We start from the raw sequence: 20,694 nt of genomic DNA, 5'->3' as shown, positions 1-20,694 counted from the left end.
GCGGCAGCGGCAGCCCGCCGCGCCCCGTGTTCGCTCCACTCCTCAGGAGACCCTCCATGGCGTCCTTCACCCGTCGGTCCGTACTCGCGCTCAGCATCTCGGTGCCCGCTCTGGCCACCCTCGCGGCGTGCGGTGCGAGCAGCGGTGGGGCGGCGGCCGGCGGGGAACCGGCCAGCGGCGGCACACTCGTCTACCTCGAGCCGCAGACCTGGACCACGCTGTACCCGCCGTCGGCCGGCTTCTATCCCAACGGTGGGATAGTCAACAACGTCACCGACCGCCTGCTGCACCAGAACCCGGAGACCCTCGAGCTGGAGCCGTGGATCGCCACCGCCCTGCCCGAGGTCAACGAGGACGCCACCGAGTACACCTTCACCCTGCGTGAGGGCGTCACCTACTCCGACGGCAGCCCGCTGGATGCCGAGAACGTGGTGAAGAACCTCGACCTCTTCGGCCTCGGTGACGCCGCCCGCGCCCTGACCGTCTCCGAGGCGATCAACAACTACGACCGCGGCGAGGTCATCGACCCCGTCACCGTGCGCTTCCACTTCACCGCCCCGGCGCCGGGCTTCGCCCAGGCCGTCTCGACCATCAACTCCGGCCTGCTCTCCTCGGCCACGCTGGACCGTGACGGGCAGCAGTTCGGCCCCGGCAACGCGACGGAGATCATCGGCTCGGGACCCTTCGTGATCGCCGAGGAGAAGCTCGGCACCCAGGTCAACCTCGCCGTCCGTGAGGACTACGACTGGGCGCCCGCCTCCCTGCAGCACACCGGCCGCGCGCGCCTGGACGGGATCGACATCATCGTCGCCGCCGAGGACAGCGTGCGCGTGGGCACCGTGACCTCCGGCCAGGCCCATCTCGCCCGTCAGATCGAAGCACCGGACGAGCCCCAGTTCGCCGCCGAAGGGCTGTCCCTGCACGCCGCGGCGACCAACGGCGTGAACAACGGCCTGAACTTCCGCTTCCGCGACCCGCTCTTCGAGGACATCCGCACCCGGCAGGCACTGATCGCCGCGATCGACCGGCAGGCGATCGTGGACACCCTGTTCACCGCGAACTATCCGCTGGCCACCGGGGCGCTGGCCACCACGGCTCTGGGCCACCTCGACACCTCCGAGCACTACGCCCACGACCCCGAGATCGCGATCTCGCTGCTCGAGGAGGCCGGCTGGGTCGCCGGGCCCGACGGCACCCGGGCCAAGGACGGCGTCCCGCTCACCCTCACCGCCAACGAGGCCCTCCCGCAGCCGCGCTCGCGCGAGGTGATCACCCTGATCCAGGAGCAGCTGGCCGAGTTCGGGATCACCGTGACCCTGCTGTCCGGGGACCAGGCCGCGCAGGACGCCGCCCGCGCCGAGCCCGGCACCGTGCAGGTGTACCACTCGATGGTGGGCCGCGCGGACTTCGATGTGCTGAAGTCCCAGTACGCCTCCGACAACCGCAACGTCCTGCTGAACCTCGAGCCCGACGGCAGCATCGGCGACCCGGAGCTGGACGAGCTGCTGGCCGCGGTCGCCTCCACCCCGGGCGCGGAGGGTCGCACCGAGGCGTCGGCCGCCGCCCAGACGCACCTGGCCGAGCAGGCCTATATCCTGCCGCTGTTCGAGGAGCCGCAGGTCTTCGGCCTCGCCGACGCCGTGCAGGGCTTCGCCACCGAGTCCGTGGGCCGGCCGAGCTTCCTCGGCACCTGGCTCGCCGGCTGAGGGCCCCGGTGCACTACGTCCTGCGCCGCACGGGCGGCGCCGTGCTGGTCCTGGTCCTCGCGTTCACCGCCGCCTACGTGATGCTCACCGCCCTGCCCGGGGATGCGGTGATGGCCCGCTACGGCAGCCCTGACCTGGGGCTCTCCGCCGCAGAGCTCGCCGAGATCCGTGCCGCCTACGGGGCCGACCAGCCTGCCCTGGTGCAGTACTTCGACTCGGTCACCTCGTTCCTGCGCGGCGACCTGGGCTACTCCGTGCAGACCGGTGCCTCCGTCTCCGCTCTGCTCACCGAGGCGCTGCCTGCCACGCTGACCCTCGCGGCGCTGGGCCTGGTCGTCGCGGTGACCCTCGCCGTGGTCATCGCCTTCATCGCCACCCACGGGAGCCTCCGCCACCTCGGCGCCACCCGGGCCCTGCGCGGCGCTCTGCGGGGCCTGCCCCCGCTGATGGTCTCGCTGCCGGTGTTCTGGATCGGGATCATGCTGCTGCAGGTGTTCTCCTTCCAGCTGGGACTGGTCCCGGTGCTCAGCGCGAGTCCGCTCCAGGCGCTGATCCTGCCGGTGATCACCCTCGCGATCCCGATCGCGGCGCCGCTGGCCCAGGTGCTGATCCGCTCGATCGACGAGGTCTCCTCCCAGCCCTTCGTCGCCGTCACCCGCGCCCGCGGCGCCTCCACTTGGTGGGTGCTCACCCGCAGCATCGCCCGCAACGCCCTGCTGCCCAGCCTGACCATGGCCGGACTGCTGTTCGGAGAGCTGGTGGGCGGTGCGGTGGTCACCGAGACCGTGTTCGGCCGGATGGGGGTGGGGCAGCTGACCGCGCAGGCGGTCGCCGCCCGCGACACCCCCGTGCTGATGGCGGTGGTGGTGCTCTCCGCGGTGGTGTTCGTGCTGATCAACCTGGTGGTGGACCTGCTCTACCCGGTGCTCGATGCCCGACTGCGCAGCTCCGCCTCCGCGCCTGCTGCTCCTGTTCCCGCCAAGAGAGCGATGGTGCCGGCCTGATGAGCATCCTGACCCGCACCACCGCCCCGCGCCCCCGCACCCCCCTCGGGGCCGACGAGCCCGCCCCCGGGGCCGACACCGGGGCCTCCCCCGGGGCCGCCCCGGGGGCCGTCGGGGGCGACCGTTCACCGCTGCAGCGAAATGGCACCCAGCGACTGACTGCCCGGCGCCTCGCCCGGCGCCTCACCAGCCTGCGCCCCACCGTGGCGCTCTCCGCGCTGGTGCTGCTGCTCGCGCTCGCCTGGGCCCTGGCCCCGGGCCTGTTCACCGGCTTCAGCCCCACCGCCTCGACCACCGAGGCGCTCCAGGCCCCGAGCGCCGCACACTGGTTCGGCACCGACTCCACCGGACGGGACCTCTACTCCCGCGTGGTCCACGGCGCCTCCCACTCGATCACCGCCGCGCTGATCGCGGTCGCCGTGGGACTCGTCGCCGGCACCACGATCGGGGTGCTCGCCGGGACCGTCGGCGGACTCGTCGAGGAGGCGCTGATGCGCCTGGTCGACGTGCTGCTGGCCATCCCGGGCCTGCTGCTGTCGCTGTCGGTGGTGATCCTGCTCGGCTTCGGCACCACGAACGCCGCGATCGCCGTGGGGATCACCTCCATCGCGACCTTCGCCCGGCTCTCCCGCTCCCGGGTGCTCGAGGTGCGGCGCAGCGAGTACGTCGAAGCCGCCTACGGCTCCGGCGGCACCCTGCCCGCCATCCTCTGGCGCCACATCCTGCCCAACTCCGCAGCCCCCGTCCTGGCGCTCGCCGCGCTGCAGCTGGGCTCCGCGATCCTGCAGATCTCCACCCTCGGATTCCTCGGCTACGGTGCCCCGCCGCCCACCCCCGAATGGGGGCTGCTGATCGCCGAGGGCCGCGACTACGTCGCCACCGCCTGGTGGTTGACCCTCCTGCCCGGCCTGGCCGTGGCCGCCGTGGTCCTGTCCACCAACCGCCTCAGCGCAGCCCTGGGACAGGGGGAGCAGTCATGAGCAACCCGCCCCTGCTCGAGATCACCGACCTGTCCATCAGCTACCGCAGCCGCCGCGGCGCCGTCGACGCGGTGCGAGGGATCGACCTGTCCGTCGCCCGCGGCCAGGTCACCGCGCTGGTCGGCGAATCCGGGTCCGGCAAGTCCTCCGCCGCCCACGCCGCGATCGGGCTGCTGCCCGGTAACGGCCAGGTCATCGGCGGATCGATCACGCTCGGCGGCCAGCACGGCGCGCGCGAGCAGCTGGTGGGCCTGCCCGAGCATGCCTGGCGCGAGCTGCGCGGCACCCGCATCGGCCTGATCCCGCAGGACCCCACCAGCTCGCTGGACCCCGTGCGCACCATCGGCGCGAGCGTCGCCGAGCCGTTGCGGATCCACGGCTGGCGCGACCGCGACCAGATCACCGTCCGCGTGCACGAGCTGCTGGAGCGGGTGGGCCTGGACGACCCCGAGACCCGCGCCCGCCAGTACCCCCACGAGCTCTCCGGCGGGATGCGCCAGCGGGTGCTGATCGCTGCCGCCCTCGCCCTGGACCCGGATCTGCTGATCGCCGACGAACCCACCAGCGCGCTGGATGTCACCGTCCAGGCCACGGTGCTGGATCTGATCGACGAGCTGCGCGAGGCGACCGGCGCGGGAGTCCTGCTGATCACGCACGACCTCGCCGTCGCCGCTGACCGCGCCGATGAGCTGGTGGTGATGCGCAGCGGCCGCATCGAGGAGTCCGGCCGCTCCGCGGAGGTGCTCGCCGCCCCGTCGGCCGCGTACACCCGCACCCTGCTGGCCGACGCCCCCTCCCTGCGGCAGGTCGTCGAGCGCAGCCCTCACCGACCCGACCCCGGGACCACCCCGCTGGTGCGGGTGCGGGAGCTGCGCCAGGAGTTCACCCGCCCCGGCGGGGAGCCGTTCGTCGCGGTCGACGGGATCTCCTTCGACATCGCCCCCGGCACCACCCACGCCCTGGTGGGGGAGTCCGGCTCCGGCAAGACCACCACCGGGCGGGCGATCGCCGGCTTCCGCCGTCCCACCGCGGGCAGCATCGAGGTGGCCGGCACCGAGGTGACCGCGATCGGGAAAGGCAGGGCGCTGCGGGAGTTCCGCGCCACCGTGCAGCTGGTCCACCAGAACCCCTTCGGCTCCCTGGACCCGAGGCAGTCCATCGCCGCGATCCTCGAGGAGCCGCTGCGCAACACCCGCCGCGGCACCCGGGCCGAGCGCCGCACCGCCGCCCTGCACCACCTCGAGCTGGTCTCCCTGCCGCCGGAGGTCGCCGACCGTCGGCCGCGCGAGCTCTCCGGCGGGCAGCGCCAACGGGTCGCGATCGCGCGTGCCCTGATCCTGCAGCCCGAGCTGGTGGTGCTCGACGAGGCGGTCTCCGCTCTGGACGTCACCGTGCAGGCGCAGATCCTGCGCCTGCTGGCCCGCCTGCAGGAGGAGCTCGGCCTCACCTACCTGCTGATCTCGCACGACCTCGCCGTGGTGCGCCAGGTCGCGGACACCGTCTCGGTGCTGCGCCGCGGCCAGCAGGTCGAGGCGGGCCCCGTGGGCCGGGTTCTGGAGAACCCCCAGCACGAGTACACCCGGGCGCTGCTCGCCGCGATCCCCGGCGCGGGCCGTCCCGCGGCGGCACCCGGCCCTTCATCCGCCTCCAGCTCCGCACCCGCCACTGCACCCGCCCGCAGCTCTCTCCCCGAAGAGGTTTCCGCCCCATGACCGGACCCCGATTGGGCCTGTTCACCCGCCTGCTCGAGAACGCCCCCGCTGCCGATCGCTACCGCTTCGCCCTCGAACAGATCCGCCATGCCGATCAGCTCGGCTTCGCCTCCGCCTGGGTGGCCCAGCACCACTTCGGCGAGCACGAGGGCGGGCTGCCCTCACCCTTCGTGCTGCTCGCCGCCGCGGCGCAGCACACCACCGACATCGCGCTCGGCACCGCCGTGCTCACCCTGCCGATCGATGACCCGCTGCGCGCCGCGGAGGACGCCGCCGTGCTCGACGCCCTCTCAGGCCGCCGGGTGCAGCTGGGCATCGCCGCCGGCGGCACCCCCAGCTCCTTCCCGGCCTTCGGCCGCGACCCCGCCGCGCGCCGGGAGCTGTACGCCGAGCACCTCGAGGTGCTGCGGAACACGCTCGCCGGGCGCGGGATCCGCGGTACGGACTCGCAGATCTACCCGCCCGCCGGCGACCTCGACGAGCGGATCTGGCAGGCGACGTTCTCCGCCGACGGCGGCCGCCGCGCCGGGCAGGCGGGGGACGGGCTGTTGCTCTCGCGCACCCAGCCGCGCCCCGACGGGAAGCACGACCTGCCGCTGCACGCCCTGCAGCTGCCGATCATCGAGGCCTATCGCAGCGCGCTGCCCGACGGTGCTGCGCCGCGGATCCTCGCCTCCCGCACCGCACTGGTGGTCGACCCTGCGCAGCGTGCCCGCGCCCTGCAGCTCGCCGAGCCCGGGCTGCGGAAGCTCGCCGCGACCCAGCCCGGCTTCGACGCCTCCGGGGCGAGCCTCACGGAGCTGATCGCCGTGACCGACACCCACGTCGGCACCGCCGAGGAGGTCACCGCGTCGCTTGCGGCCGACGCCTCGCTGCGCGAGGTGACCGACGTATCCTTCCAGGTCCACTCGATCGACGCCGGGCACGAGCTGACCCTGCGCAGCCTCGAGCTGCTGGCCACCGAGGTCGCCCCGCAGCTCGGCTTCGCGACCGGTCCGGCTGCCGCGCGGGAGCTCCGCGAGGCGCATCGGGTGCCCGTCGCCTGAGCGCCGGGCCGGGCCGGGTGCGGGGCCCCGCCCGTTACCGCCCCGGTTCTACCGTTCGGCCCGGAGAGTTGCCGCCCTCTCCCGCACTGAATAGCGTGGAGAGCAGTCCGAGCAGTTCATCGACATGATCGACCAGGAGGAGCTCCCATGAACGACACCGTCAAGGTCCCCACCCCCGCCGGCGCGAAGCGTACGAAGAAGGAGAACGCTGAGAGCGGCTTCCTCGCTCCCGCCGCGCTCGCCAAGAACCTCCAGGCCGTGCTCGTGGACCTCACCGCACTGCAGCTGGTGGGCAAGCAGGCCCACTGGAACATCGTGGGCCCGAACTTCCGGGACCTGCACCTGAACCTCGACGAGATCGTCGACATCGCCCGCGCCAGCGGCGACCAGGTCGCCGAGCGCATGCGTGCCCTCCATGCCACGCCCGACGGCCGGCCGGCCGTGGTCCCCGAGCAGACCTCCCTGCCCGAGTTCCCCCAGGGCGAGGTGCTCACCCACGATGCGATCGACCTGATGGTCACAGCGATCGAGAGTGTGGTCGGCACCATGCGCGACGTCCACGACGAGGTCGACGAGGCCGACCCCACCTCGGCGGACATCCTGCACGGCATCCTCGAGCAGCTCGAGCAGCAGGCCTGGTTCCTCAGCGCGGAGACCCGCACCCCGAAGACGAGCTGAGGCCGCGCCCTACCCCTCCGGCGCCACGTTGTAATTGATGCGGAACAGGTTCCCGGGGTCGTAGCGCTGCTTGACCCGCTGCAGCCGGCGATAGGTCTCCTCGCCGTAGATGCGACGGGAGTAGTCGTTCAGGGGATGGGCGAACTCGCGGGCCCGGAAGTTCACGTACTCACCCTGCTCGCTGAGCTGGTCCATCACCGCGTGGGCCTGCTCGGCGAAGGCGGTGAGGCGAGCATCCTCCTCCGCGTCCTGCCAGAACCCGTAGATGGCCATCCAGAAGCGGGAGCTGCGATTGGGGAAGGCGGTGGACTCCTCGGGCACGCGGGCGAAGGCTCCGCCGAGGTGGTGGATGTCCACGGCGGTGCCCCTGCCGGGGATCGCCGAGGCGATCGCGGTGAGCGCATCCAGCGCGTCCTCGTCCATCCGGGAGAAGGCCGCGTTGCGCCAGAACCCGCGGGCACCGTCCGGGAACAGCTCGTCCATGGCGCTCTGCCACTGCGGCCAGGAGATCGGGCCCGAGGTCTGGTCATCCGGCGGAGCGGCCCGGCGCAGGCGGTCCAGCAGCAGGTTCCCCGCCCTCACGTCATCTCCCACGTACGCGCAGCGGATGATCAGCCATGCCTCATCGCCCATCCCGAGGTTCTCGGGCATGACCATCACCGTGAGGATCGTGGTGAGCGTATCGGGCAGGTCGCGGCTCCAGCGCTCGAAGGCCGCGAGTGCGCGGCGCCAGCGGGCGGGCTGGTAGAACAGGGTCGCGCCGAGCACCGTCTCCGGCAGCGACACCGCACGGTAGGTGAAGGAGGTGACCACCCCGAAGTTGCCGCCGCCGCCGCGCAGGCCCCAGAACAGATCGGGGTTCTCGCTCGTGCTCGCGGTCAGGTGCGTGCCGGCGGCGGTGATCACCTCGGCGCGCACCAGCCGGTCCAGCGCCAGTCCTGCCCGTCGCACCAGCCAGCCCACGCCGCCGCCGAGCGTCATCCCGGCGATCCCGGGCGTGGACACCGTCCCCAGCGGTACGGCCAGGCGGTGAGGGGAGGTCGCGGCGTCGACGTCGGCCGCGAGAGCGCCGGGCCCGGCCGTCACCAGGCGGCTCTCCGGATCCACGGTCACCTCCCGCAGGCCGCTGAGGTCCAGCACGATCCCGTCGTCGATGGTGCCGAGGCCCGCGATGCTGTGCCCGCCGCCGCGCACCGCGAGCGGCAGCCCGGTCTCCCGGGCGGTCTCCAGCACGGGGATGACCTCGGCCGCGGAAGCGACGCGCACGATCGCCAGCGGATACCGGTCGATCATCCCGTTCCACACCGCGCGGGCCTCGTCATAGCCCTCATCGCCCGGTTCGAGGAAGGTGCCGTCGATGCGGTCGCGCAGCCGCAGCAGCGCCGGCCTCGCCTCGGGAACCGGGTATCCGTTGATCGTCATCGCTGCCAGAGCTCCCTGCACCGGTGGGCGAGCCTCGCCCACGATCTGGGCGGGTGAACCGCGGACGTCCTCGTCCTCGTATCCGATCAGCCGGACCGGAACCATGTGCGGCACCTGCCATGGTCTGCGTGAATCCTGCTCTCGACGGTACCCCTGCGGGTACGGGGGAGCAATGGCCCAACCGCCCGGCAGGTCGGGCGGGCAGGCCCAGGACGCGGCCACCGATCGCCGGATGCTCCTTGTCCCTCGCCTGACGCCTGCTGGATAGGCTCAGCAGTACTCGCAGCGCCGCCCCCACGCGCGCTGCATCGAAGGAGGATCCGTGCCCAGCATCGTGCAGCTCGACGCCATCACCCAGGACGACCTCATCGCCGCCGGCGCGACTCGCTGGGCCCGTGGTGGGGACGTGATCGGTGCGTTCGTCGCCGAGATGGACTTCGGGGTCCCCGCGGCGGTCACCGAGCGCCTGTACGCCGAGGTGGAGCGGGGCGCGTTCGGCTACCTCCCCGCCCGGCTCGCCGCCGAGCTGCCGCAGGCCACCGCCGGATTCCTCGCTCGGCAGACCGGCTGGGTCGTGGATCCCGCGCACATTCACGAGATGCCGGACGTCATCTCGATCTTCCAGGCCGTGATCGGGAACTTCCTGCGCCCGGACTCGAAGATCATCGTGCCCACCCCGTCCTATATGCCGTTCCTCGAGGTGCCGCCGCTGATGGGGCGTGAGGTCATCGAGGTCGAGATGCTCCGCGACGACTCCGGCTGCTACCGCTACGACCTCGCCGCGCTCGAAGCCGCATTCGACGCCGGCGGTGAGCTGCTGGTGCTGTGCAACCCCCACAATCCCACCGGCAGGGTCTTCACCGGCGAGGAGATGGACCCGCTCATCGACCTGGTGGATCGCAAGGGCGGGCGCGTGTTCTCCGACGAGATCTGGATGCCGCTGGTGCTCGAGGGCCAGCACCTTCCGTACGCCTCGCTCAGCGATACCGCAGCAGGCCACACGATCACCGCCATCTCGGCATCCAAGGCGTTCAACCTGCCCGGGCTGAAGTGCGCACAGCTGATCACCAGCAACGACGCCGACCGCGACCATTTCGCGACCGTCGGCCACTTCGCCCGCCACGGCGCCGCGAACCTGGGCCTCGCCGCCACCTCGGCCGCCTACACCGAGGCAGGGGAGTGGCTGGAGGACGTCGTCACCTACCTGCGCCGCAACCGCGACACCCTCACCGAGCTGGTCCGCACCCTGCTGCCGAGGGCCCAGCTGACCGCGATGGAGGGCACCTATGTCGCCTGGCTCGACCTGCGCGCTTACGGCATCACCGGCTCCCTGCACGACCACCTGCTCGAGACCGCCCGCGTCGAATGCACCGACGGCACCGATTGCGGCGCCGTCGGAGCCGGACATGTGCGGCTGATCTACGCGATGCCGCAGCCGCTGCTCATCGAGGCGGTCACCCGCCTCGCCCGGGTGCTGGAGCCCGTGAAGAGCGGCGACGGGTTCGTCGTCAGTTGATTCGTGCACGGAGTGCGCCGTCGGAGAGAGCGCGTCGTGAGCTGGATGTCGCGCGGCATCCCTTCAGCCGTCATCATGGGAGACATGCCGAAGAAGCGCAGAACACGACGCGACCACCGCGAACAGACAGGTCCCGGCCCTGACCGGCACAGCACCGGTACCCGCCGCTGGGAGCGGGATGTCGAGGCGCTACTCGCACAGTTCGTGCTGTCGCGCCGGGACGCTGTCTCCGTGGCGACGGCGGACTCGGAGGCATCCCATGTCGAGCAGCTGCTGCGACTGAAGGCGGAGCAGCTGGAGAGCCCTGACCCCACCTACTGGACCGGGGAGCTCATCGAGGTGCTGCTCACCGAGGTGGCGCCCCGGAAGGTGGTCCAGCCGCGGGAGATGGTGATGGCGCAGGGCCCGGCGCTCGGGCAGTTCCTCGGCTTCCTGCAGGAGTCCGGCCGCCGACACCCCGACGGGCTCACGGCCGATGACGCCCAGGAGCTCCTGGCGGAGCTGGAGTTCACGACGCTCGAAGCGGCCGACGACCCCTCCCGTCGTACCTTCTCCGGGAACATCCTCACCTACGCCCAGACCCTCGGCGTCGAGCTCGACGACGCCGAGACCCTGGAAGACTTCATGACCTGGTACAACACAGAGCTCACCGTGGTAGAACGCCATGAGCTCAGCGACACAGGGCAGCTGCGGAACCCCTCCCGTCCCTACATCCCCGGTGCTCGCAGCCCAGCGCTCGGAGCCGGCAGCGGCTCCGCCTTCTTCTCCCATGCCCCGGCACCGGAACCTGTCAGCACGGACCCTGCGGCCTCCGCCGGTGCGGAGGCGCTCGGCTGGCCCTGGTTCCTCCCGCAGGACGGGCTGTCGCGCAGCGCCCTGGAGAGCTCCGTCGACGTCGACGAGGACCCGGTCGGAGCGGCGGCCGTCTACGCCGAGATCCCTCTGGTGCGCGGCGCCGTGCGCCTGCTCGAGCACGTGGGCGAGGGCCGCCGGATCACCTCCACCGGCGCGCTGCGCATGGCCGACGTCCGCGCCCTGGTCGAGGCATGGCAGCTCGACCTCGGCGAGCAGAAGCTCACCACGATGTGGCAGGTCGGCCCGATCGTCGGCCCCTGGAACGCCCTGGTCAGCGGCGGCTGGCTGGAGCTGAGCAGCACCCGGGTCACGCCGGGGCAGGGGCTGACGCCCGCGGTCCCGCAGACGGAGGACCCTGCGGCCTTCGTCCGCTTCTCCCGGGCGCTGCTCATGCTGCTGATCCTCGACACCCTGCAGCAGGGGCCCGAGGGGGGTGGCCTGTTCGGCGGCCCCGACACCTTCGCGGCTCTGATGCACACCATCGCGCCCGGCGGACTCGCACTCCCGGCCACGATCCGCGTCGCGCTCGACCGTGACCTGGTCCCGGCGGACCTCGGCGGTGACCCCGACATGGACGAGATCCAGCGGTACTGGCAGACGGGACGGGACCTGGCAGCGCTCGCGACCTACGGACTGCTGGTGCGCGAGGCCTCCCCGGACGGGAACGACCTCCGATTCCACGGCACCGTCGAGGTGATCGTCGAGGCCTTCGGCGCACTGGAGATGCAGGAGGAGTATGAGGGTCTGGGGTGAACACGGCGATGCGGACGTCGCGGACCACATGACGTTCGCCGTCCCGGCGTCGATCCTCTCGCCGTGGATCTGTACGGCGCGGTCACGCGTCGTCCGAGCGCCGCACCTCATGCACCGTGAGTCCGTCGATCCCCTCGAAGTCCTTCGGGTTCGCCGTGTAGACCGGCAGTTCCCGGGACATCGCGACGGCGGCGATCAGTGCGTCGTAGGCGCGGGCGGCAGGCTTGCGGCCTGAGGCGCGCAGCGCCGCGGCGACCAGCCCGAAGGCGCGTGCCGCAGAGCTGTCGAAGGGGATCGGCTCGAAATCTGCTTCCGCCTGCTGCAGATGTGCCTGCCGCGCCGCCCGCACGGAGGCTGACCGGGCCGCGTGAGGGCCGACCGAGAGTTCGGCGAGGGTGATCGCAGTGATGCTAGGCCTCGAGGGCAGGGATGACGGGTCCAGCGAGGCAAGATCGATCAATGCCGAGGTGTCCAGCACTCCATGGCTGTCCGGGTGCGTCACAACGCTGGATCGATCAGCTCGTCGATCTCGGCCTGCAGCTCCGCTGCATCGATCGCAGGCAGTGAACGCCGATGGGCGATCAGCGTCTCGACGGAGAGTGCCCGTCGAGGAAGGGGGCCGACGGCGGCGACGGGCTCGCCGTCCCGCGTCACGGTGAGCGTCTCCCCGTGCTCAACCCGACGAAGCACTTCGGCGCTGCGATTCCGTAGGTCTCTGACCGTCACTCCGTTCATGAAGGGAGTGTATCACCGGTGATACCGAAGCCCATGGCGCAGGTTCTGCGGTCAGCCCCCGATTCGGCGTGCAGGCGGCGTGGTGGGCAGCATTGGCTGCTCAGCTCGCGGCTCTCAGCTCACCGCCCGGCGAACACTGCGACGCTCACGGCGGTCTCCTCCGGCTCGCCCTGATCGACCGAGCGCTGCACCGTCCACGGCTCGCCGCGGTCGAAGGTCTCGGCGATGCCACCAGAACTCTGTCTCCTGTGAGCTGTGAACGGCTGTGGAGCGTTCAAGACCTCACGAGCGACAGAAATCCGGTGGCGAGACCGGTGGCGAGATCAGGCGGAACGCCGCCAGAGGAAGCAGTGCGTCACACCGCTGTCAGCAGTGATCTTCTCCAGGTGGAAGCGGTCCTCGAGATCCTCCGGCCGATCCCAGAGCTTCAGGCCCGTCCCCAGCGCGATCGGCGCGATCGCCACGTGCAGCTCGTCGACCAGGTCTGCGTCGAGGAAGGCGCGCAGGGTGGTGACACCCCCACCGAGCCGCACATCGAGCCCATTCGCTGCCTTTCTCGCCTGTTCAAGTGCCTCAGCCGGGGTGGCGTCGAGGAAGTGGAAGGTTGTCTCGCCCTTGACCAGCGGCGGGCGCGGGTGGCTCGTGAGCACGAAGACAGGGGTGTGGAACGGTGGTTCCTCACCCCACCAGCCCTCCCATGTCTCGTCGGGCCAGGGGCCGGACTTGGGGCCGAACTTGTGACGGCCCATGATTTCGGCGCCGATGCCGTGGGTGAAGTCGCGGGTCAGGCGGTCCTCGAAGCCTCGGCTGCCGCCGGCGTCCGTGCGGTTGGGCCAGCTCGCGGTGCCCGCAGCCCAGCTCATCAGCTCCATCGGATTCACGTCGTGGCCGAAGGGCTGCTCGAGCGTCTGGTCCTCGCCGGCGGCGATACCGTCGCGGGAGACAGTGAAGTTCTGGACGCGCAGGCGCTGCGACATGGGTGGGTCCTCTCGGAGGGGTCCGGGCCGCCCATCCTGCTCCTCGCGGGCGTGGCTGTCACGCCTGGTGCTCACGCCCGAACCCGTCAACCCCACTCTTGGCACTGAAGGGCGGCACGCCCGACCCTCAGGCATGACCGTGGCGGCCCCACCACGTGGAGCCGCCACCGAGAACTGCGCGCAGACCGGGCTCTCGCCCGGGCCGGATCAGTCCCGCTTGTCCTTGTCGCCGAACATCCCCTCAGCGGCACCCTTCACGGAATCGCGGGCGTCCTGGAGCTTGTCCTTCGCCTCGGCCTTGCCCTGCTGGGCCTGACCCTCGGTCTCGGTCTGCTTGTCGCCGGTGGCCTTGCCGAAACCTTCCTTGGCCTGGCCGCCCAGCTTGTCCTTCGCGTTCTCGAACTTCTCGTCGGTGCTCATCGCGTACCTCCTGATGTCGAGGGTCCGCGCCGATAATGCGCGGTGATGGCGAGTGTAGAACGACAGCGCCGGTCGGGTCCGACCTTCCGGTCGGAGCCGATGCGCCTGCGCGTCAGCCCTTCGACGCCCCGGTGACCGCGTCCCGGAACCAGTCGACGTCACGCCTGGCACACACTCATCTCACCTGCTGCGCCGTCAGCGGGATCCGACCCCCGGCCAGGACCATGCCCACCTGGCGCTCCGAGAGCCGGTGCGCCAGGCGCACCTCGCGCCCGCCGATCGTCGCGCTCAGGCTTCGACCCTCGTGCAGCGCCGCGTGTACGCCCTCGAGGATCACCTCATCGCCGACCGCGATCGACTCCAGATCCGCAGGGTCCTCGAACTCGAGCGGCACGATCCCGAAGTTCGCGAGGTTCTGCCAGTGGATCCGGGCGAAGCTCACCGCGATCACGGCCTGCAGCCCCAGGTAGCGCGGGGCGATCACCGCGTGCTCGCGCGAGGAGCCCTGTCCGTAGTTCTTCCCGGCCACCACCACGTGTCCGCCGTCGGTCTCCCGGGCCCGGCGCGGGTAGTCCTTGTCGATCCGGGTGAAGGCGAAGTCGGCGATGCGCGGGATGTTGGAGCGGAAGGGCAGCACCTGGGATCCGGCCGGGAGGATCTCGTCGGTGGAGACGTCATCGCCCATCACCAGCAGCGTGGGCACCGCGAGGCGGTCCGCGACCGGCGCGAAGTCCGGCAGCGAGGAGATGTTGGGTCCCTTGACCAGTTCGACGGACAGCGCCTCCTGCTCGGGCAGCGGTGGGATCAGCATGTCGCTCATCTGCGCGTACTGCCCGGGCAGCGTGGGTCGCGGATACGGGAGGTCGTGGCTGGCCTCGAGGGTGCGTGGATCGGTGATCGTCCCGGTCAGCGCCGAGGCGGCTGCGGTCTCCGGGGAGCACAGCCACACCGCATCCTCCTCGGTGCCGGAGCGGCCCGGGAAGTTGCGGGGCATGGTGCGCAGGGAGTTGCGGCCGCTGGCGGGGGCCTGGCCCATTCCGATGCAGCCCATGCAGCCGGACTGGTGGATCCGGGCGCCGGAGGCGACCAGCGACCCCAGCCAGCCGCCGGTGATGAGGTCCGCCAGCACCTCCCGCGAGGTGGGGTTGATGTCCACCGACACCCGCGGGTCGGCCTGCCTGCCGTCGAGGATCTCAGCCACCACGGCGAAGTCCCGCAGCCCCGGATTCGCCGAGGAGCCGACGACCACCTGATTCACCGGCTCTCCGGCCACCTCCGCCACCGGCACCACGTTGCCGGGGGAGGAGGGGCGGGCGATCAGCGGCTCGAGCGCAGCGAGGTCGATGCGCTCGGTCAGGTCGTAGGTCGCGCCCTCGTCGGCCTCCCAGGGCTCGAACTGCTCGGCGCGGCCGACGGCCTCCAGGTAGTCGCGGGCGGCGTCGTCGGCCGGGAAGACTGTCGCGGTCGCCCCGAGCTCGGCGCCCATGTTGGCGATGACGTGCCGGTCCATCGCATCGAGCTGGGCGAGCCCCGAGCCGTGGTATTCGATGATGCGGCCCACGCCGCCGCTGACCCCGTGACGGCGCAGCATCTCCAGCACCACGTCCTTCGCGCTGACCCAGTCCGGCAGGTTCCCGGTCAGCTCGACGCCCCAGATCTCCGGCAGGGTGACGTACAGCGGCTGGCCCGCCATCGCCATCGCGACCTCGAGCCCGCCCACGCCGATCGCCAGCATCCCCAGTGCCCCGGCCGCGCAGGTGTGGGAGTCCGAACCGATCAGCAGCGCGCCCGGACGACCGAAGTGTGCCTGGTGGACGGGATGGGAGACGCCGTTGCCGGCCTTGGAGAACCACAGCCCGAAGCGCTGGGCGGCGGACTGCAGGAACAGGTGGTCGTCGGGGTTCTTCTCATCGGTCTGCAGCAGGTTGTGGTCCACGTACTGCACCGACAGCTCGGTGCGGACCCGGTCCAGGCCCATCGCCTCCAGCTCGAGCATGACCATGGTGCCGGTGGCGTCCTGGGTGAGGGTCTGGTCGACCCGCAGGCCGATCTCGGCTCCGAGCTCCAGCGACCCCTCCACCAGGTGAGCGGCGATGAGCTTCTGCGCGACGTTGCGGGGCATGGCACTGTCCTCCTCGGAGAGCGGAACGCCGTCGAGGCCCGTCGGCGGACCTGCCTTCACCGTAGGCCCACCCACCCGCGAAAGCTATGGCCCGCGCTCCCTCCCCTGCTTCCAGCCCACGCAGCGGACTCGGCCTTGCTCCCCGCAGGGATCCGTGTACTCTCTCCCGCATGCAGAACCGTTGGTTTACCTATGCGAAGTCGGCCCTGGAGGGGCCGGCGGCCGTGTAGCGTCCCCAACCTCTCCAGAGCCGACAAGGGCAGAGCACATGCTCTGCCTTCGCCATTCCCCGGCGGGCTCTGAGCATCGGGTCCGCCCCTATGAAGGACAGGACCCATGACTCTTCTCGCCACAGCCCCCGCTGTCCCCGCAGCCCCTGCCGCTCCCGAGCGCCACATCGCGAGCTACACGCCGCTGCCCACCCCCGCTGAGCTCCTCGCTGAGCTCCCGCTCCAGCCCCACCACGCCGCCCAGGTCGCGGCTCACCGTGACCAGGTGCGCGCCGTGCTGGCGGGCACTGATGATCGGCTGCTGGTCGTCGTCGGCCCGTGCTCGATCCACGACCCGGAGGCCGGGCTCGACTACGCCCGCCGCCTCGCCGCGATGCAGGCGGAGGTGGGGGAGGAGCTGCTGCTGGTGATGCGCACCTACTTCGAGAAGCCGCGGACCACCGTGGGCTGGAAGGGCCTGATCAACGACCCGCACCTGAACGGCTCCCACGACATCGCCACCGGTCTGCGCCGCGCGCGGACCTTCCTGCGTGAGGTGACCGCGCTCGGCCTCCCGACTGCGACCGAGTTCCTCGAACCGATCAGCCCCCAGTACATCGCGGACCTCATCAGCTGGGGCGCGATCGGCGCCCGCACCACCGAGTCCCAGATCCACCGCCAGCTCGCCTCGGGCCTGTCCATGCCGATCGGCTTCAAGAACGGCACCGACGGCGGGATCCAGGTGGCGCTCGATGCGATCGCCGCGGCCTCCGCCCCGCAGTCCTTCCTCGGCATCGGGGCCGACGGGCGGGCGAGCCTCGTCGCCACCACCGGCAACCCGGACGCCCACCTGATCCTGCGCGGCGGGGCCGACGGGCCGAACTGGGGTCCCGGCCCGGTGCGGGAGGCCACCGAGCGCCTGGCCGGCGGTGCTCTGCCGCAGCGCCTGGTCATCGATGCCAGTCATGGCAACAGCGACAAGGACCACGTGCGCCAGGCCGAGGTGGCGAGGATGCTCGCCCCCCAGATCGCGGTGGACGGAGCGGCCGTGGCGGGTGTGATGCTCGAGAGCAACCTCGTCGCCGGTGCGCAGAAGCTCGACGTGGATGCCGGCCCCGCCGGCCTGGTGCGCGGCCAGTCCGTGACCGACAAGTGCATGGACTGGGGGACCACCGAGCAGGTGCTCCGCGACCTCGCCGCTGGGGCGCATCGTCGCCGCATGGCAGGGGAGCAGTGAGCGTGAGAGGACTGCCTCGGGCGTCGCGGCCGCCGGCCCCGGTGCCCGCCAGGAATATGCCTCTGCCCGCCCTTGCAGCCCAGGCCGAACGCCTGATCGAGCTCGAGGTCCACACCCTCGCCGGGCTCACCGAGCAGTCCCTGCGCGACGCCGCGGTGCAGTGGGGGAGCGACCGCTCCGACGCCCTGCTCGCAATCGACCCGGCGCTCGCGCCGCCGTCGGCCCTGACCCCGCTGCTGCGCCGCGGTGACAAGCCGGGCTTCGTGGTCGAGGACATGACCGATGCGGACCAGTTCGCCCCGACCGGGATCGAGCTGAGCGGCGAGGCGCTCTATCTGGTCGAGGGCCCGGACCGCGGGGACGAGTTCGAGAACGCCTCCCCGGCGGAGGCACTCACCGAGCTCACCGCCCGCAGCCGCACTCCGCTGCTGCTCACCGAGGGCATCCACTGGGTGCTCCAGCGCCCCGAGGTGCTCGAGCGCAACCACTGCTTCATGACCATCGGCTCGCGCCTGAAGAAGCCCAGCGGCACCTTCGACTCCCGCACCCCGGCGCTGTGGATCAGCAACGGCACCGGTCGCGACGGCAGGGAGCGGAAGGACGCCCCGAAGCTCGGCTGGTGCTGGTGGAACAACCGCCACACCTGGCTCGGCATCGCCTCCGCCGCGGGGCGCGCCGCCTGATCGCTCGGTGGTCGTGCCGTCCTGGACGGAGGCACCGCGGGATGTGGTCGTGCTGGGATCGGACGAGGACCGCGGAATGCGCTGGAGCGACAGCGCCCGCACGATGTACGTTCCCCGTCATGACCGCTTCCTCCGCCCCGACCTGGTGGCACGCCGAGAACGACGCGCTGCGCGCCGCTGACGAGGACGATCCGAGCGTCTCCGAGCAGCTCCTCTCGCCCGAACTCCTCGCACTGCTCGACGAGGTCGAAACAGCCTTCGCGGAGACCGGCGCGGACACCCCCGGCTGGGAGGATCCGCATCTGACCGCCGACGGGGAGTGGCGCGACAGCCTCGACGAGGAGTACAGCCGCTGCCTGGACCCCCACAAGTTCCGGATCCTCTGGGCTCGGGCAGAGGCATGGACACGGGTGCTCACCGCCCGCGGCTGGGCCGACGCGGCGGAGGTGGACGACAGCGGGCAGGTCGACTGGGCGGTCCTGCCGCACGCCGACCGTCACCGCGCCACCGTGCTGCGGCCCCGTCGGCAGGGCGCCCTGCCTCTGGTCCTCGTCCGCACCGCAGCCGAGGAGGCAGCCGGCAGCACCGACCTCGAGAGCAGCGACTCAGAGATCCTCGGCCTGGTGATCGGGATCGGTGATCCGGCGGTGCCCGTGAGCACCACGCCGGACTGCGGCTGCGATGCCTGCGACTCCGGCTCCCGCGACCTGCTCGAGAACCTCGACCGCACGCTGCTGTCGATCGTGGACGGCTCCTTCGAGGTGGCCCACACCACGCAGGGTCACAGCATGCGCACCTCCTTCGGTGCGGAGAGCGGCAGCGGGGTCGGCGACCCGGCCGTCACCCTGACCCTCACCGCGCTGCCCTGGGCCGAGAGCTGGACGCCTCGCCCGCTGAGTCCGGCGATCGATCGGGATGACTCCGCGTGGGCCGACGAAATGATGCGCGAGGGCCGACGCACACTCCTGCTCAATGCGCTCATCGACGCCTTCCCACCGGTATTCGCCGCCCGGCTCCACCGCCTCCGGCCCGGACGCTCGGGCACCGTCTCCTCCTACGTCTACCTGCCGCTGACCGAGCAGCCGCTCCTCACCGCACCACTGGACGCTCTTGAGCACCCGCCCGCCGGATACCGCAGAGACCACCGCAGCACCGTGGTCACCGGCATGGACTTCGAGCGCGCCGCCTCAGCGCTGCGCAGCGGGGAGGTGCATCGGCGTGCCGGACTGCAGATCAGCACCACTGAGACCCCGCTGCTGGAGGGCACGGAGATCCACCTGCTGCTCGGTCGCCCGCCGTTCCGGCTCACCGCGCCCTGCCGCGTGCTGTGGGTGATCGATGAGCCGGACCGTGCCGGCTTCGCCTACGGCACGCTGCCCGGGCATCCCGAATCCGGGATCGAGCAGTTCACCGTGACCCGCACCGCGACGGGCCTCGTGCGCTTCCACCTCGACGTCGTCTCCCGGCCCGCCGCCTGGTACGCCCGGCTTGGCGCCCCCGTCTCCCGGCTCGTCCAGGAGCACATCACCCGCCGCTACCTCCGCGCCCTGTCCGCCCCACCTGCGAGGAGCTCTGCCGCGAGGCTACCGGTCCACCGCATCTGCAGTCCTACTACTTCAGTCGGTCCACAGCTACTGCCCGCCCACGGCGTTAGTCGGTGCGGACCACGGTGACGGGGCCCTCGTCGTCCGTCGGCGGCTGGAAGTGGTCGTAGTAGCGCTCCGCGATCTCGCGCGGCAGGCGGAAGTCGTCGCTGTGGCCCACGGCCCGCGGCTTCGCAGCGCTGCTCTGAGGGGCCCGAGCCAGCCGCCCACCACCAGCGCGGACAAAGCCCGGTTTCTCCGCCCCGATTCTGCTTCACTGTGGGCATGCACTATGAAGATCCGCAGACAGGACTCTGGAGCTTCGGAGTCAAGGCCGGCAGCAAATTCCTCGGCGCGAGCTGCGTGCCGACTTTCGTCCTCGAGGTCGAGTCGCGACTGAAGAGGTTCGTGGAGCAGGAGGACATCTCCCAGTGGCATGACGGCTACGAGATCCGGGACGGCTTCTCATCGTTCTTCCTCCGGGATGAGGGCGATGGCTTCGTCATCGAGGTCCCTGACTTCTGGCAGAACCCCGAGCATGACCGCACCGAGGATCTCTCCGACCTGTGGCGCATCGAGCGCCGACAGGCGGAGATCGTCGCGATTGCCGGTCGTCAGCAGGGACCACCGGTGCACTATCTCGACCTCGTCTTCGGCCAGGAGGGCTGGCAGAGGGCGTCCGGCGTGCAGATGACCCGGGATCTCTCCGACCTTTCGATCCGGGATGACGGGATCGATTCCGGCTGGTTCATCCAGCTCACGAGCGGCCCCGAATGGGCTGACGATGCACTGACCGTGCATCCTGCGTGGGAGGCGCTGCGCATCAACCCCGGCGTTGCCAACGGCTTCCAGCTCCCCGAGGGGTTCGCGGTGCTCGTGGACGACTATCGGGTCAGCGACGTCATCGATCGGGCTTCCGGCGACTCCCTCGGTGCGCAGACGTCACCGTCCACCTGAGACCGGTCTCGCGAGTCAGTCCGTGTGCACCACGGTGATCGAGCCTTCGTCGTCCGTCGGTGGCTGGAAGTGGTCGTAGTAGCGCTCGGCGATCTCGCG

18 protein-coding genes are annotated in these 20,694 nt (G+C 71.2%); 12 read left to right on the top strand and 6 right to left on the bottom strand.

The window, feature by feature from the left end:
• Positions 1-56 precede the first annotated feature (56 nt).
• The 6 genes from ACT3SQ_RS14235 (at position 57) to ACT3SQ_RS14210 (ending at position 7,126) form a co-directional block, all read left to right on the top strand.
• Complete coding sequence (locus ACT3SQ_RS14235; protein ID WP_441443773.1) at positions 57-1,706, top strand: TIGR04028 family ABC transporter substrate-binding protein; 1,650 nt, start codon at positions 57-59, stop codon at positions 1,704-1,706.
• Positions 1,707-1,714: 8 nt separating this feature from the next.
• Positions 1,715-2,710, top strand: a complete 996-nt coding sequence (locus tag ACT3SQ_RS14230) for an ABC transporter permease (protein ID WP_441443774.1) — start codon at positions 1,715-1,717, stop codon at positions 2,708-2,710.
• Positions 2,710-3,690, top strand: coding sequence for an ABC transporter permease (locus ACT3SQ_RS14225; RefSeq protein WP_441443775.1), 981 nt, complete (start codon positions 2,710-2,712; stop codon positions 3,688-3,690). The genes ACT3SQ_RS14230 and ACT3SQ_RS14225 overlap by 1 nt, the downstream gene beginning before the upstream one ends.
• A complete protein-coding gene (locus ACT3SQ_RS14220) occupies positions 3,687-5,402 on the top strand; it encodes a dipeptide ABC transporter ATP-binding protein (protein ID WP_441443776.1) in 1,716 nt (571 codons plus the stop codon). The genes ACT3SQ_RS14225 and ACT3SQ_RS14220 overlap by 4 nt, the downstream gene beginning before the upstream one ends.
• Positions 5,399-6,448 (top strand): putative FMN-dependent luciferase-like monooxygenase, encoded by a 1,050-nt coding sequence (locus ACT3SQ_RS14215; protein WP_441443777.1) that lies wholly within the window; start codon positions 5,399-5,401, stop codon positions 6,446-6,448. Before ACT3SQ_RS14220 ends, ACT3SQ_RS14215 begins: the two co-directional genes overlap by 4 nt.
• Positions 6,449-6,595: 147 nt before the next feature.
• Positions 6,596-7,126 carry a Dps family protein gene (locus tag ACT3SQ_RS14210; RefSeq protein ID WP_441443778.1) on the top strand — a complete coding sequence of 177 codons (531 nt, stop codon included), beginning with the start codon at positions 6,596-6,598 and terminating at the stop codon, positions 7,124-7,126.
• A gap of 9 nt (positions 7,127-7,135) precedes the next feature.
• Here ACT3SQ_RS14210 and ACT3SQ_RS14205 read toward each other — a convergent pair whose 3' ends face one another.
• Entirely contained in the window at positions 7,136-8,653 is a 1,518-nt protein-coding gene (locus ACT3SQ_RS14205) for an FAD-binding oxidoreductase (RefSeq protein WP_441443779.1), read from the bottom strand.
• Positions 8,654-8,870: 217 nt separating this feature from the next.
• Between ACT3SQ_RS14205 and ACT3SQ_RS14200 the strand changes: the two genes are divergently transcribed.
• Both ACT3SQ_RS14200 and ACT3SQ_RS14195 read left to right on the top strand, forming a co-directional pair.
• Positions 8,871-10,064 carry a MalY/PatB family protein gene (locus tag ACT3SQ_RS14200; RefSeq protein ID WP_441443780.1) on the top strand — a complete coding sequence of 398 codons (1,194 nt, stop codon included), beginning with the start codon at positions 8,871-8,873 and terminating at the stop codon, positions 10,062-10,064.
• Positions 10,065-10,148: 84 nt separating this feature from the next.
• Positions 10,149-11,672, top strand: a complete 1,524-nt coding sequence (locus ACT3SQ_RS14195) for a hypothetical protein (RefSeq protein WP_441443781.1) — start codon at positions 10,149-10,151, stop codon at positions 11,670-11,672.
• A gap of 82 nt (positions 11,673-11,754) precedes the next feature.
• Here ACT3SQ_RS14195 and ACT3SQ_RS14190 read toward each other — a convergent pair whose 3' ends face one another.
• The 5 genes from ACT3SQ_RS14190 to ACT3SQ_RS14170 form a co-directional block, all read right to left on the bottom strand.
• Positions 11,755-12,174, bottom strand: coding sequence for a type II toxin-antitoxin system VapC family toxin (locus ACT3SQ_RS14190; RefSeq protein WP_441443782.1), 420 nt, complete (start codon positions 12,172-12,174; stop codon positions 11,755-11,757).
• The gene (locus tag ACT3SQ_RS14185) at positions 12,171-12,407 is read right to left on the bottom strand and encodes a type II toxin-antitoxin system Phd/YefM family antitoxin (protein WP_441443783.1); all 237 of its coding nucleotides are present in this window, start codon (positions 12,405-12,407) and stop codon (positions 12,171-12,173) included. Before ACT3SQ_RS14185 ends, ACT3SQ_RS14190 begins: the two co-directional genes overlap by 4 nt.
• Positions 12,408-12,730: 323 nt before the next feature.
• Positions 12,731-13,384, bottom strand: a complete 654-nt coding sequence (locus ACT3SQ_RS14180) for a dihydrofolate reductase family protein (RefSeq protein WP_441443784.1) — start codon at positions 13,382-13,384, stop codon at positions 12,731-12,733.
• A 207-nt stretch (positions 13,385-13,591) separates the two neighbouring features.
• Positions 13,592-13,804, bottom strand: a complete 213-nt coding sequence (locus tag ACT3SQ_RS14175) for a CsbD family protein (RefSeq protein WP_345081079.1) — start codon at positions 13,802-13,804, stop codon at positions 13,592-13,594.
• Between the two features lie 175 nt (positions 13,805-13,979).
• Positions 13,980-15,926, bottom strand: a complete 1,947-nt coding sequence (locus tag ACT3SQ_RS14170) for an aconitate hydratase (RefSeq protein WP_441443785.1) — start codon at positions 15,924-15,926, stop codon at positions 13,980-13,982.
• A gap of 336 nt (positions 15,927-16,262) precedes the next feature.
• On the opposite strand from ACT3SQ_RS14170, the gene ACT3SQ_RS14165 reads away from it, so the two are divergent.
• From ACT3SQ_RS14165 to ACT3SQ_RS14150, 4 genes are all read left to right on the top strand, one after another.
• A complete protein-coding gene (locus ACT3SQ_RS14165; protein WP_442332235.1) occupies positions 16,263-17,372 on the top strand; it encodes a 3-deoxy-7-phosphoheptulonate synthase in 1,110 nt (369 codons plus the stop codon).
• 56 nt (positions 17,373-17,428) lie between these two features.
• Complete coding sequence (locus tag ACT3SQ_RS14160; protein WP_442332234.1) at positions 17,429-18,055, top strand: DUF5701 family protein; 627 nt, start codon at positions 17,429-17,431, stop codon at positions 18,053-18,055.
• 119 nt (positions 18,056-18,174) lie between these two features.
• Positions 18,175-19,728 (top strand): DUF1990 domain-containing protein, encoded by a 1,554-nt coding sequence (locus tag ACT3SQ_RS14155; protein ID WP_441443788.1) that lies wholly within the window; start codon positions 18,175-18,177, stop codon positions 19,726-19,728.
• Positions 19,729-19,923: 195 nt separating this feature from the next.
• Entirely contained in the window at positions 19,924-20,595 is a 672-nt protein-coding gene (locus ACT3SQ_RS14150) for a hypothetical protein (RefSeq protein WP_441443789.1), read from the top strand.
• The last annotated feature ends 99 nt before the right edge of the window (positions 20,596-20,694 follow it).

The sequence above is a fragment of the Brachybacterium sp. AOP42-C2-15 genome (assembly GCF_052377065.1).
Lineage (GTDB): Bacteria > Actinomycetota > Actinomycetes > Actinomycetales > Dermabacteraceae > Brachybacterium.
The sequence above is the reverse complement of the archived record's forward strand: the minus strand, read 5'-3'. Positions and strand labels throughout refer to the sequence as shown.